This window comes from Pseudomonas sp. M2(2023), assembly GCF_030263955.1.
In the GTDB taxonomy this organism is placed as follows: Bacteria; Pseudomonadota; Gammaproteobacteria; order Pseudomonadales; family Pseudomonadaceae; genus Aquipseudomonas; species Aquipseudomonas asiatica.
In genome coordinates this window covers 3,407,884-3,420,085 of the sequence record NZ_CP127114.1, presented here as the reverse complement: position 1 = coordinate 3,420,085, position 12,202 = coordinate 3,407,884, and the positions used below count along the sequence as shown (strand labels likewise).

The 12,202-nt window shown below is 66.1% G+C and carries 12 protein-coding genes; 3 read left to right on the top strand and 9 right to left on the bottom strand.

From position 1 onward, the window contains the following. Positions 1–111: 111 nt before the first annotated feature. The 6 genes from QN085_RS15660 to glcD all read right to left on the bottom strand — a co-directional run bounded on the left by QN085_RS15660 (position 112) and on the right by glcD (position 7,130). Positions 112–450, bottom strand: coding sequence for a hypothetical protein (locus QN085_RS15660; RefSeq protein WP_013973103.1), 339 nt, complete (start codon positions 448–450; stop codon positions 112–114). A 168-nt stretch (positions 451–618) separates the two neighbouring features. Then, on the bottom strand, positions 619–2,790 hold the full coding sequence (locus tag QN085_RS15655; protein ID WP_013973102.1) for a malate synthase G: 2,172 nt from the start codon (positions 2,788–2,790) through the stop codon (positions 619–621). Between the two features lie 152 nt (positions 2,791–2,942). Next, positions 2,943–3,341: a heme-binding protein gene (locus tag QN085_RS15650; protein ID WP_024087335.1), complete on the bottom strand. Its 399-nt coding sequence runs from the start codon at positions 3,339–3,341 to the stop codon at positions 2,943–2,945. After that, positions 3,334–4,569 (bottom strand): glycolate oxidase subunit GlcF, encoded by a 1,236-nt coding sequence (glcF, locus tag QN085_RS15645; protein WP_013973100.1) that lies wholly within the window; start codon positions 4,567–4,569, stop codon positions 3,334–3,336. Before glcF ends, QN085_RS15650 begins: the two co-directional genes overlap by 8 nt. A 9-nt stretch (positions 4,570–4,578) precedes the next feature. Then, entirely contained in the window at positions 4,579–5,631 is a 1,053-nt protein-coding gene (gene glcE / locus QN085_RS15640) for a glycolate oxidase subunit GlcE (protein WP_041505862.1), read from the bottom strand. Next, entirely contained in the window at positions 5,631–7,130 is a 1,500-nt protein-coding gene (gene glcD / locus QN085_RS15635; RefSeq protein ID WP_023663459.1) for a glycolate oxidase subunit GlcD, read from the bottom strand. Before glcD ends, glcE begins: the two co-directional genes overlap by 1 nt. Positions 7,131–7,324: 194 nt before the next feature. Between glcD and glcC the strand changes: the two genes are divergently transcribed. Then, positions 7,325–8,089 carry a transcriptional regulator GlcC gene (glcC, locus tag QN085_RS15630; protein WP_024087332.1) on the top strand — a complete coding sequence of 255 codons (765 nt, stop codon included), beginning with the start codon at positions 7,325–7,327 and terminating at the stop codon, positions 8,087–8,089. A 129-nt stretch (positions 8,090–8,218) separates the two neighbouring features. Here the strand turns inward: glcC and QN085_RS15625 are convergent, their stop codons facing one another. Beyond that, positions 8,219–8,536, bottom strand: coding sequence for a DUF2388 domain-containing protein (locus QN085_RS15625; RefSeq protein ID WP_003260922.1), 318 nt, complete (start codon positions 8,534–8,536; stop codon positions 8,219–8,221). A gap of 171 nt (positions 8,537–8,707) precedes the next feature. Between QN085_RS15625 and QN085_RS15620 the strand changes: the two genes are divergently transcribed. After that, complete coding sequence (locus tag QN085_RS15620; RefSeq protein ID WP_024087331.1) at positions 8,708–9,334, top strand: glutathione S-transferase family protein; 627 nt, start codon at positions 8,708–8,710, stop codon at positions 9,332–9,334. 94 nt (positions 9,335–9,428) lie between these two features. Here the strand turns inward: QN085_RS15620 and QN085_RS15615 are convergent, their stop codons facing one another. Continuing rightward, entirely contained in the window at positions 9,429–9,671 is a 243-nt protein-coding gene (locus QN085_RS15615; protein ID WP_023662350.1) for a hypothetical protein, read from the bottom strand. On the opposite strand from QN085_RS15615, the gene QN085_RS15610 reads away from it, so the two are divergent. Next, complete coding sequence (locus QN085_RS15610; protein WP_232109030.1) at positions 9,658–10,065, top strand: hypothetical protein; 408 nt, start codon at positions 9,658–9,660, stop codon at positions 10,063–10,065. The two genes, QN085_RS15615 and QN085_RS15610, sit on opposite strands and share 14 nt — an antisense overlap. Positions 10,066–10,209: 144 nt before the next feature. On the opposite strand, the gene mrdA is transcribed toward QN085_RS15610, so the two are convergent. Then, positions 10,210–12,105: a penicillin-binding protein 2 gene (gene mrdA / locus QN085_RS15605; RefSeq protein WP_041505863.1), complete on the bottom strand. Its 1,896-nt coding sequence runs from the start codon at positions 12,103–12,105 to the stop codon at positions 10,210–10,212. Between the last annotated feature and the right edge of the window lie 97 nt (positions 12,106–12,202).

Sequence of the window (12,202 nt, the reverse complement as noted above, 5' to 3'; positions counted from 1 at the left end):
GACACAAGGCCGCTCCCACAGGTACAGCGCTGCAATCAAAGTCTGTGATGTCCTGTGGGAGCGGCCTTGTGTCGCGATGGGGTGCAAAGCACCCAGAAAGCCAACGCAAACTCAGATCCGGGCAGTACTCACCGTGATGTAGCCCTTGTCCGCCAGCGCGATACGTATCACCGTCTCGTCCGCCGGTGCCTTGCGGTTGCGCTTGATGCGAACGCCTTCCACCGCCGCCGCTTTCATATGCTCGGTAATGGCCCGCCCGTTCGGGTCGAAGAACAACTCGCTGGCCAGCAACTCGATACGCTCGATCAGTTGGCGGGAGCGTTCATCGGTGGCGCAGAAGAACATCACCCCCGACAGGTGGGGGTCTTCGTCCGGGTTGTTCATGTCATGGGCCAGCAGTTCGCGCAGGGTGCTGCGCAATTCGGCAGTGGGGCGGGCGTACAGGTGCATGCGGAACCTCCTCTGGATCGCGACCTTGCGTCATCCAGTGCCGATCATGTTTTCAGAGGGCGGAGGCAACAAGTAGGACGCTTCCGAGCGCCGAATAGGAAATTTCTGAAGGTGCCGGGATACCACCTGTTTTCATGCAGTGGGGCCGCATAGCGGCCCCTGTCAGCATCAGCGCCCAACCTCCTGCTTGAAACGCAAGCGCCAGCCATGCAGTAACGGTTCGGTATAGCCACTGGGCTGCTGCCGCCCCTTGAACACCAGCTCCCGCGCAGCGCGGAAGGCATGCGATGCCTCGAAACCGGCGGCCATCGGCCGGTACGCCGGGTCCCCGGCATTCTGCTGGTCGACCACGCCGGCCATGCGTTGCAAAGTCGCTTCGACCTGCTCGGCATCGACCACCCCGTGGTGCAGCCAGTTGGCAATGTGCTGCGCCGAAATCCGCAGGGTCGCGCGGTCTTCCATCAGGCCCACATCATGGATATCCGGCACCTTGGAACAGCCGACCCCTTGCTCGACCCAGCGCACCACGTAACCGAGGATACCCTGGCAGTTGTTGTCCAGCTCGGCCTGGATTTCGGCTGCGCTCCAGGGCCGCTCGGGGCTGACCGGGACACTGAGCAGGTCATGCAGCAACTCGGCGCGCTGGGCATTCAGGTCAACCTGTTCCAGCGTTTGCTGCACGGCCGCCACATCCACCTGGTGGTAGTGCAGCGCATGCAGTGTCGCGGCTGTGGGCGAGGGCACCCAGGCCGTGTTGGCGCCGGCCCTGGGCTGGGCGACTTTCTGTTCCAGCATGGCCGCCATCAGGTCGGGCATGGCCCACATGCCCTTGCCGATCTGCGCCTTGCCGCGCAGGCCACAGGCCAGCCCCACCAGTACGTTGCTGCGCTCGTAGGCCTGGATCCAGGCACTGCCTTTCATGTCACCCTTGCGCAGCATGGCGCCGGCTTCCATGGCCGTGTGCATCTCGTCACCGGTGCGGTCGAGGAAGCCGGTGTTGATGAACACCACCCGTGACGCGGCGCTGGCGATGCAGGCTTTGAGGTTGACGCTGGTACGCCGCTCCTCGTCCATGATGCCCATCTTCAGCGTGTGTGCGGGCAGGCCCAACAGGGCTTCGACGCGGCCGAACAGCTGGTCGGCAAAGGCCACCTCGGCCGGCCCGTGCATCTTCGGCTTGACGATGTACAGGCTGCCCTCGCGGGAATTGCCACGGCGCTTGAGGTCATGCAGGCCGATCAGGCTGGTGACCACGGCATCGAGGATGCCTTCCGGGATTTCCCGGCCATCACGGTCGTGGATAGCCGGGTTGGTCATCAGGTGGCCGACGTTGCGGATGAACAGCAGCGAGCGGCCCGGCAGGGTCAGGGGCTGGCCGTCTGCGCCGTGGTAGTGGCGGTCTTCGGCCAAGGTGCGTTCGAAGGTCTTGCCGCCCTTGCTGACCTGTTCGCTGAGGTCGCCCTTCATCAGGCCGAGCCAGTTGCGGTAGACGTTGACCTTGTCGTCGGCGTCCACGGCGGCTACCGAGTCTTCGCAGTCGATGATGGTGGTGAGCGCGGCCTCCAGCAGGATGTCCTTGACCCCGGCCGGGTCCTGCCGGCCGATGGCGTTGGCTGGGTCGACCTGGATTTCGAAATGCAATTGGTGATGCTGCAACAGGATCGCTGTTGGCGTGTTCGGCTCACCTTGGTAACCACGCAGTTGCGCGGGGTGCCTGAGGCCGACCTGGCGGCCATCGGCCAGGGTTACCTGCAGCGTGCCCTGGCTGATCGCGTAGGCCTTGGCGTCGCTGTGCGACGCACCGTCGAGCGGGGCCGCGGTGTCGAGGAACTGCCGGCCATAGGCGATCACCTTGGCGCCGCGTTGCGGGTTGTAGCCCTGGCCACGCTCGGCGCCCTCGGTTTCGGCGATGGCATCGGTGCCATACAGGGCATCGTACAGCGAGCCCCAGCGGGCGTTGGCGGCGTTGAGAGCGTAGCGGGCGTTGCTCAGTGGCACCACCAGTTGCGGGCCGGCCTGCACGGCGATCTCGCGGTCAACGTTGCGGGTGCTGACCTGCACGCTTGCCGGGGGCTCTACAAGGTAGCCGATGCCTTGCAGGAAATGCTGGTAGGCGGCCATGTCACGGATCGGGCCGGGGTGCCGGCGGTGCCAGTTGTCGAGTTCTGTCTGCAGGCGCTCGCGTTCGGCGAGCAGGGCGCGGTTTTGTGGTGCGAGGTCGTGGATCAGGGTGCTGAAGCCTTGCCAGAAGGTGCGGGCTTCGATGCCGGTGCCGGGGAGGACCTCATCTTCGATGAAGCGCTGCAGGGTGGGGGCGATCTGGAGTGGATGGTTTGGCATTGTCTGTTCGCTCGAGGTTCAGTCTTCTGGGTAAATGTTGCTTTTGCCGGCCCTTTCGCGGGTGAACCCGCTCCCACAGGGCTTTCACAAGGCCTGAGGCCTGTGCAGCACCTGTGGGAGCGGGTTTACCCGCGAAGAGGCCGGCACAGGATTCAGAGGGCAGCCGCCCCGGCCTTGGCCACCTGGGCATCCTGCTCGGCCTTGACCCCGGACACGCCGATCGCCCCCACCACCTGGCCATCCACCCGCAGCGGTACGCCACCTTCCAGGCTGGTCAGCAGCGGCGCGGTAACGAAAGCAGTACGGCCACCATTGACCATTTCCTCGTAATCTCGCGTCTCCTTGCGCCCCAGTGCGGCAGTGCGGGCCTTTTCCATCGCGATGTAGGCGCTGGCCGGCGCGCAGCCGTCCAGGCGCTCCAGGGCCAGCGGGTGGCCGCCGTCGTCGACCACGGCAATGGTCACGTTCCATTGTTGTGCCTGGGCTTCCTGGCGGGCGGCGGTCAGCACTTTGGCGACTTCGGCCTGGCCGATCACGAACTTGCTATGCATGGTGGTTCTCCGGGTTCAAGGCTGCTTCGACGATTTCGATCCAGTGCCGCACCGGTGTGCGTCCGGCCCCGTCGAGGTGGGCTTGGCAGCCGATGTTGGCGGTGGCGATGACTTGCGGCTTGCCGCTTTCCAGGGCGTTGAGGCGGTTGTCGCGCAGCTGTAGCGACAGCTCGGGCTGGGTCAGCGAATAGGTGCCGGCCGAGCCGCAGCACAGGTGGCCGTCCGGTACCGGGGTCAAGGTGAAGCCCAGGCGTGTCAGCAACGCCTCCACCGCACCCCCCAGCTTCAGCGCGTGCTGCAGGGTGCATGGGCAATGGAAGGCCAGGCGCTGTTCGGCGCACAGGCCCAGTTGCTCGACCGGCTCGTCGCGCAGCACCTCCACCAGGTCGCGGGACAGGGCGCTGACCCGTGCGGCCTTGGCGGCGTAGCGCGGGTCCTTTTCCAGCAGGTGGCCGTAATCGCGCACGAACGCGCCGCAGCCGCTGGCGGTTTGCACGATGGCCTCGGCGCCGGCTTCGATGGCAGGCCACCAGGCATCGATATTGCGCCGCGCCCGTTGCAGGCCTTGTTCCTGGGCATTGAGGTGATAGTCCACCGCGCCACAGCAGCCGGCCTGCCGGATTGGCACCACGCTGATGCCCAGGCGGTCCAGCAGGCGTGCGGCGGCTGCGTTGGTGTTGGGCGACAGGGCCGGTTGCACGCAGCCTTCCAGCATCAGCACCCGCCGCGCATGGCGCGGTGCGGGGCGTTGGCCGGGGGTGGTGACCCGCGCCGGCAGCTTGCGCTTGAGCGTTGCCGGTAGCAGTGGGCGCAGGGCCTGGCCACTGCGGGTCAGGGCCTTGAACAGCGCCGGGCGTGGCACCACTGCGCGCAGGCCCTGGCGCAGCAGGCGCTGGCCGAGCGGGCGTGGCACCTGCTGTTCGACCACGGCGCGGCCAATGTCCAGCAGGTCGTGGTACTTCACCCCGGAAGGGCAGGTGGTTTCACAGTTGCGGCAGGTCAGGCAGCGATCCAGGTGCAACTGGGTGCTGGCGGTGATCGGCGCGCCTTCGAGCATCTGCTTGATCAGGTAGATGCGCCCGCGTGGGCCGTCCAGTTCATCGCCCAGCAGCTGGTAGGTGGGGCACGTGGCGGTACAGAAGCCACAGTGCACGCAGGAGCGCAGGATGCTTTCGGCCTCGTCGGCGCGGGCCAGGCGTCGGGCGGTTTCGCTCAGGTTGGTTTGCATGGTCTGGCCTCACAGGTCCGGGTACAGGCGGCCAGGGTTGAACACACCCTGGGGGTCGAGTTGCTGCTTGAGCGCTCGGTGGTAGCGCATCAGCGCGGCGGGCAGCGGTGGGCTGCTGGCAGCGCCAGGGACATGGCAGGTGGCGTGGCCACCGACCTTGGCGACCTGCTCGCGGATGTACTGCGCCGGTGCCGTGGACTTGAGCCAGCGCTGCGCGCCACCCCAGTCGATCAGCTGCTGGCCGGGCAGGTCCAGCTCGCCGGTGGTGTTGGGCACGGACAAGCGCCACAGCGGCGCGGGGCCGGCAAAGAACGCCAGGCGCTGCTCGCGCAGTTCGCTCCAGAAGCTGCTGTCCAGTGCCTCGCCGCCCAGGCGCTGGCGTGCCGACTGCACCGAGCCTTCGCCGCCTTCCAGGCGCAGGTACAGCGCGTCGCCGTCATGGCAGGCCGCGCTGATCGGCAGCGGCTGCTGGCCCCATTCAGCCAGCTCCGCCAGCGCCTGGTGGCGGCCCATCGGCAGGCGCAGGCTGAGGCACTGGCGCGGGCGTGGCAGCACTTTCAGCGACACCTCGGTCAGCAGCCCGAGGCAGCCGAAGCTGCCCGCCATCAGCCGCGACACGTCGTAGCCGGCAACGTTCTTCATCACTTCGCCACCAAAGCGCAACAGCTTGCCGTGACCGGTGATTACCCGTGTGCCCAGCACATAGTCGCGCACCGACCCGGCCCACGGCCGCCTGGGACCGGACAGCCCGGCCGCGACCATGCCACCCAGGGTGGCGTCGGGGCCCAGGTGCGGTGGTTCGCAGGGCAGCATCTGGCCAGCCTCGTGCAGCGCTGCCTCGATCTCGCGCAGCGGCGTGCCGGCGCGGGCAGTCAGCACCAGCTCGGTCGGGTCGTAGCTGACGATGCCGCGGTGGCTGCGGGTGTCGAGTACCTCGCCGGCCACCGGGCAGCCGAGCATGGCCTTGCTGTTGCCACCCTGGATACGCAGCGGCGTGGCCTGGTTCAGCGCCTGGTTGACCTGCTCCAGCAGGGCCTGGCTGATGTCGCGGTCCATGCTCATCAGAAACGCTCCAGATCGGGAAAGGGCAGTTGCCCATGGTGCACGTGCATGGCGCCGAACTCGGCGCAGCGGTGCAGGGTGGGGATGTTCTTGCCGGGGTTGAGCAGGCCTTGCGGGTCGAAGGCAGCCTTGATCGCATGGAACAGGGTGATTTCGTCGCTGTTGAACTGTGCGCACATCTGGTTGATCTTCTCGCGCCCCACGCCGTGTTCGCCGGTGATGCTGCCGCCTACGGCCACGCACAGCTCGAGGATCTTGCCGCCGATGGCTTCGGCACGTTCCAGCTCGCCTGGCAGGTTGGCATCGAACAGGATCAGCGGGTGCATGTTGCCGTCGCCGGCATGGAACACGTTGGCCACGCGCAGGCCGTATTCGGCGGACAGGTCGCTGATGCCCTTGAGCACCCGTGGCAGTTCGCGGCGCGGGATGGTGCCGTCCATGCAGTAGTAGTCCGGGGAGATACGCCCCACCGCCGGGAAGGCGTTCTTGCGCCCGGCCCAGAAGCGCACGCGCTCGGCCTCATCGCAGGCCAGCCGCACATCACGCGCACCGGCCTGGGCCAGCACGTCGGCGACCCGTTCGCAGTCATCGTGCACATCGGCTTCGACGCCATCCAGTTCGCACAGCAGGATGGCCGCAGCGTCAACCGGGTAGCCGGCGTGGATGAAGTCCTCCGCTGCGCGGATCGCCAGGTTGTCCATCATCTCCAGGCCGCCGGGGATGATCCCGGCAGCGATGATCTCGGCCACTGCCCGGCCGGCGTCCTCGACGCTGTCGAAGCTGGCCAGCAGCACTCGCGCCACCTGGGGCTTGGGCAGCAGCTTGACGGTAACTTCGGTGACGATGCCGAGCATGCCTTCAGAGCCGGTGAACAGTGCCAGCAGGTCGAAACCGGGGCTGTCCAGGGCATCGCTGCCGAGGGTCAGGCGTTCGCCCTCGACCGTGAGGATTTCCACCTTTAGCAGGTTGTGCACGGTCAGGCCGTACTTCAGGCAGTGCACGCCACCGGCGTTCTCCGCGACATTGCCGCCGATGGAGCAGGCTATCTGCGAGGATGGGTCCGGCGCGTAGTACAGGCCGTGGGGCGCGGCAGCCTGGGAGATGGCCAGGTTGCGCACGCCGGGCTGCACACGGGCGAAGCGGCCTTGCGGGTTGACCTCGAGAATGCGGTTGAAACGCGCCATCACCAGCAGGATGCCTTTGGCCAGCGGCAGGGCGCCGCCCGACAGGCCGGTACCGGCGCCGCGTGCCACCACCGGCACACCACGCTGGTGGCAGAGCCTGAGCAGGGCCTGCACCTGCTCCAGGCGCTCGGGCAGCACCACCAGCAGCGGCACCGTGCGATAGGCCGAGAGGCCGTCGCATTCATAGGGCTTGAGGTCTTCCTCGCGGTGCAGGATCTCGAGGTCCGGCAGGGCAGCGCACAGCGCTTGCAGCAGCGCCGCCCGGTCCACGTCGGGCAGCGCGCCATCGACGCGTTCGTCGTACAGGATATTCATCGGCTCACTCGGCAACGGTTTTTGTTGTTGTTGGCAAAGCGCTCACCCTTGCAGCCTGCGCGTGGTAGCCGTCGGGGTCGAGTACAGGGTGAGCTGGTCCTACCAGTTTTTGCGGCGGGTACTGGTTATTGACGGCTTTGCCCGGCTAAATTGAGGCAAGTGGTCGAAGTGGTCATACCAGCAGGAGGGGCGCAGTGGGTAGTGAAGGCAAGGCCAAGGTCGCCGACCAGGTGGCCGAACGGGTCGAGCGGTTGATCGTCGACGGCGTGCTCAAGGTGGGCCAGGCCCTGCCGTCGGAGCGGCGCCTGGTGGACAAGCTGGGCTGCTCGCGCTCGGCGCTGCGTGAGGGCCTGCGCATCCTGCGCGGGCGCGGCATCATCGACACCGAGCAGGGGCGCGGCTCGTTCGTCGCCGACCTGACGGGCCATGCGGGGGCCACGCCGTTGATGCACCTGTTCGGCTCGCAGCCGCGTACGCTGTTCGACCTGCTGGAAGTGCGGGCGTTGCTGGAAGCCGAATCGGCGCGCCTGGCGGCACTGCGCGCCACCGAGGTCGACCGTTTGCTGATCCGCCGGCGCTATGAAGAGATGCTGGCTGCGCACGAAGCCTCCGAAGCGATCGATGCCCGTGAACATGCCCGCCGCGACCATGCCTTTCACCGGGCGATCAGCGAGGCTTCGCACAACCCGGTGCTGGTGCATACCTTGCAATCGCTCAGTGACCTGACCTTGAGCACGGTGTTCGCCTCGGTCAACAACCTGTATTGCCGGCCGGCGCAGAAGCGCCAGATCGACCGCCAGCATGCGCGGTTGTATCACGCGGTGATGGAGCAGTTGCCCGAGCAGGCGCAGCGCGCGGCGCGCGAGCATATCAACGGGATCCGCGACAGCTTGCGGGAGATCGAGCAGGAAGAGCAGCGGCTGGTAAGGGCTACCATGCGCATGGATGGCTGGGGTTGAAGTGTTGCCTGTGCCGGCCCTTTCGCGGGTAAACCCGCTCCTACAGGGGGGCTGCACTGGGTTTCAAGTCGGTGCGGTGCCTGTAGGAGCGGGTTTACCCGCGAAGAGGCCGGTGCAGGATTAGCTCCATCAATGATCGGCTATGCGGTCATCCTGCGAGAGGAGGGCCCGGGCCAGCTCTTCATCATTGGCCTGCAGGCCTGGGTTGTCCTTGCGGGCCTGTTCCAGCGCCGACTCCACATAGGCGCCACGGATTGCACCACCGCTGGCGACGTAGGCCGAAAGCTCGTCACGCGCCGGGATGATCCGTTTGTCGTCCTTGAAGGTCGAGTAAAGCGAAGCGGAAACACCGGCCGAGGTTGCGACGTCGCCTGCGTCGACGTCAGCCAGGGCAGCACCGGCAGGCAGCAGGAGCAGCAGCGCAGGGGCGAGGAGTAGGTGGCGCATGGTGTGTTCTCCAGTAGCGTGAAGCCCAAGTAATTGAACCACTCAGTGATTAAGAAAGCGCAGGTGGGGAGGTAGTTCCCTTCGTATCGGAAACAGGCATTGACCCTGTCGAGCCAGGCGTGATCTGCTCGGGCTGCTGGCCCAATCATTCAATGGATGAAGGTTCTCCCCATGCCCGACTACAAGCTGCATTGTTTCGCCGAATCCGGTAACGCCTACAAGGCCGCCCTGATGCTTGAACTCACAGGCCAGGACTGGCAGCCGGTGTTCGTCGATTTCTTCAATGGCCAGACTCGCGAACAAGCCTGGCGCGACGACGTGAACGAACAGGGCGAGGTGCCGGTGCTGGAACACGCCGGCAAATCCTTTACCCAGTCTGCGCTGATCCTCGACTACCTCGCAGAGAAAACCGGGCAGTTCGGCCCCCGCGACGAAGACGAAAAGCGCGAGATCTGGCGCTGGATGCTGTTCGATAACCATAAGTTCACCAGTTACTACGCGGCGCTGCGTTTTCTTTTCTGCCTGAAGAAAACCGGTGAAACGGATGTGACCCGGTTCCTGCGCGAACGTGCCATGGCGGCCTACCGTATCGTCGACGTGCACCTGGCGAAGACACCGTTCATGGTCGGTGGCCGGCTGACGATCGCTGACCTGTCGCTGGCCGGGTATGTGTTCATGCCGGAGGACACTGGCATTGCGTTGGCGCAGTTCACCCACATCGAGGCATGGAAAGCACGAATCCAGGCGTTGCCAGGGTGGAAGCACCCGTATGAACTGATGCCCCGCGCGGCATCCTGAGCAATCCGGCTCGCCAGGCCATGGTGCAGTGGGCCTTTGGCGAGCCAGCCATTCTGATGGCCGGTCGGTGACAAGCGCAGCGGCGTGGCTACGCTCAAAAATCAAGAAACATCCCGAAATATTTGGCCGGCAGGCCCTGAAGGATCTCGTTCAACCACTGCAGATGGAAGGCCGCGCTGGTTAGCAAGTCGCCCCATGGGGGGCCGGAAATCACAGGGTGCGTCGTGCAACCCGGTTCTACTCCAAGCGGAGGCATCATGATGCTCAGGAAATGCTTGTTGGCTCTGGCTATCGGTACAGTGTTGTCGGCTTCGGCCGTGTTGGTGCCAGACTCCATTGACGGTACCTCCAGCGCGTATGCGAAGGATGGTGGTGGTGGCGGCGGTGGCGGTCACGGTGGTGGTGGCGGAGGCAGCGGCGGTGGTGGTGGCCATGGCGGCGGAGGTGGTGGTAGCGGTGGCGGCGGTGGCCATGGCGGTGGAGGTGGCGGTAGCGGCGGTGGTGGCTCGGGTGGTGGCCACGGCGGCAGTGGCAGCGGGCACAGTGGCGATGGTGGTGGGCATGATGGCCGCGGGCGCAATGGTGCAGATGATGGTGCCGACCACGAGGCCAACCACGAAGCCAATCATGAGGCGAATCACGATGTGGGCGAGCCCCACGGTGTAGGGCATGGCGCCGACGATGGGGCTGACCATGACGTTGGGGATGATCGCGGAGGCGATCGGAGCTAGCAGTTTGGGTGTCTGTGTCGACCTCTTCGCGGGCACGCCCGCTCCCACAGGTATCGCGCCGCTTTCAAGGTTGGCGCAGCACCTGTGGGAGCGGGCGTGCCCGCGAAGAGGCCCGAACAGGCCATAGAGCGGCTTCCAGCGGTCTCAAGCATGCGGCACGCTGCGAGGCGCTACCCCACCTGCATACTGCGGCTTCAGATGTCCCTGCTCATCCAGCAGATAGGCATCCATCACCTCCCGCACCACCGGCCCTGCCACCCGCCCGCCGGCTTCGCCGTTCTCGATCATAACCGCCACCACCACACTCGGGTGATCAGCCGGGGCAAAGCCTACGAACAGGGCGTTGTCGCGGTGCCGCTCCAGGGTCTTGTTGCGGTTGTAGCGTTCGCCCTGCTTGATCGCTACCACCTGCGCGGTGCCGCTCTTGCCGGCAATCCGGTACTGCGCACCGGCTGCGGCAGCGCGGGCGATGCCGCGCGGGTCGTGCATGACCATCTGCATGCCCTGGCTGACCTGGTCCCAGGCATGCCTGTCGTGCAGCACGATATTGGGCATCGGGTTGGGATCTACCGGCGCATCGCCTCCTACGGTCATGGCCAGGTGCGGGCGGTGCCACACGCCCTTGCTCGCCAGCAGGCTGGTGGCCTGGGCCAGCTGCAGCGGGGTGACCTGCATGTAGCCTTGGCCGATGCCCAGGATCAGCGTCTCGCCCGGGAACCAGGCCTGGCGCCGGGTGGCGCGCTTCCACTCGGCCGACGGCATCAGCCCGGACGCCTCCTCGAACATGTCCAGCGACACCTTCTGGCCCAGGCCGAACTCGGCCATGTAGTCGTGCAGGCGGTCGATGCCCAGCTTGTGCGCCAGGTCGTAGAAGTAGGTGTCGTTGGAACGCATGATGGCGGTGTACATATCCACCCAGCCATCGCCGCTGCGGTTCCAGTTGCGGTACTTGTGGTCGTAGTTGGGCAGCTCGTAGTAGCCGGGGTCGAACACCCGGCTGCCCGGGGTGATCACGCCGCTGTCGAGGCCGGCGATGGCCACTTCCGGCTTCACCGTCGAACCGGGGGCATACAAGCCGCGCAGCACGCGGTTGAACAGCGGGCGGTCGATGGAATCGCGCAGGGCGGCGTACTGTTTGAAGCTGATGCCCTTGACGAACAGGTTGGGGTCGAAGCTGGGGTTGCTGACCATCGCCAGCACGTCGCCATTGGCCGGGTCGAGCACCACCACCGAGCCGCGGCGGTCGCCCAGGGCCTTTTCCGCGGCCAGTTGCAGGTGGGCGTCCAGGGTCAGGACGATGTCCTGGCCCGGGGTCGGGGCCTTGTGGTTGAGCACACGCATCACCCGGCCCTGGGCGTTGGTCTCGACCTCCTCGTAGCCCACGTGGCCATGCAGCTGGCTTTCGTAGAAGTGCTCGATGCCGGTCTTGCCGATCGACTGGGTGCCCCGGTATTCGGTGCTGTCGAGGGTCTTGGCCTCTTTCTCGTTGATGCGCCCCACATAGCCTACCGAGTGGGCGAAATGCTCGGCCAGCGGGTACTCGCGGATGAACTGTGGTTCCACCTCCAGGCCTGGCAGGCGGAACTGGTTCACCGCCACCAGGGCGATCTGCTCTTCGCTCAGACCGACCATCAGGGTCACCGGCTCGAACGGCTTGCGGCCACGGCGCAGGTCCTTGTCGAACTGCTTGCGGTCGTCATCGGTCAGGCTCAGCACCTGGGCCAGGGTATCGAGCACCTTGGCCGTGTCGCCGCCGGCCCGCTCGCGGGTCATGGTCAGGTCGAAGCTGGGCTTGTTGTCGGCCAGCACCACGCCGTTGCGGTCGTAGATCAGCCCGCGCTCGGGGGCGATGGGCAGCACGTGCACGCGGTTGTTTTCCGATACGGCGGTCTGCTGGTCGTGCTGCAGCACCTGCAGCACATAGAGCCGGCCCACCAGGACGGCGACCAGGCTGAAGACCAGGGCGGCGCAGGCCAGAAGCCGGCGGTTGACCAGGTGCTTTTCCTTTTCGTGGTCCTTGAGGGGTATGGGTTGCGGCATCGGTGTTCTGTCTGCTGATGGTGTGGCTGGGAGAGGTGTGAGCGCTGTGGGCACGCGCCTGTGGGAGCGGGCGTGCCCGCGAATGGGCCGCGCAGCG

Bases quoted from the DNA above. Each gene is read 5' to 3' on its own strand.
- QN085_RS15660 (WP_013973103.1), bottom strand. From the start codon at position 450: ATGCACCTGTACGCCCGCCCCACTGCCGAATTGCGCAGCACCCTGCGC.
- QN085_RS15655 (WP_013973102.1), bottom strand. From the start codon at position 2,790: ATGCCAAACCATCCACTCCAGATCGCCCCCACCCTGCAGCGCTTCATC.
- QN085_RS15650 (WP_024087335.1), bottom strand. From the start codon at position 3,341: ATGCATAGCAAGTTCGTGATCGGCCAGGCCGAAGTCGCCAAAGTGCTG.
- glcF (WP_013973100.1), bottom strand. From the start codon at position 4,569: ATGCAAACCAACCTGAGCGAAACCGCCCGACGCCTGGCCCGCGCCGAC.
- glcE (WP_041505862.1), bottom strand. From the start codon at position 5,631: ATGAGCATGGACCGCGACATCAGCCAGGCCCTGCTGGAGCAGGTCAAC.
- glcD (WP_023663459.1), bottom strand. From the start codon at position 7,130: ATGAATATCCTGTACGACGAACGCGTCGATGGCGCGCTGCCCGACGTG.
- QN085_RS15625 (WP_003260922.1), bottom strand. From the start codon at position 8,536: ATGCGCCACCTACTCCTCGCCCCTGCGCTGCTGCTCCTGCTGCCTGCC.
- QN085_RS15620 (WP_024087331.1), top strand. From the start codon at position 8,708: ATGCCCGACTACAAGCTGCATTGTTTCGCCGAATCCGGTAACGCCTAC.
- QN085_RS15615 (WP_023662350.1), bottom strand. From the start codon at position 9,671: ATGGAGTCTGGCACCAACACGGCCGAAGCCGACAACACTGTACCGATA.
- mrdA (WP_041505863.1), bottom strand. From the start codon at position 12,105: ATGCCGCAACCCATACCCCTCAAGGACCACGAAAAGGAAAAGCACCTG.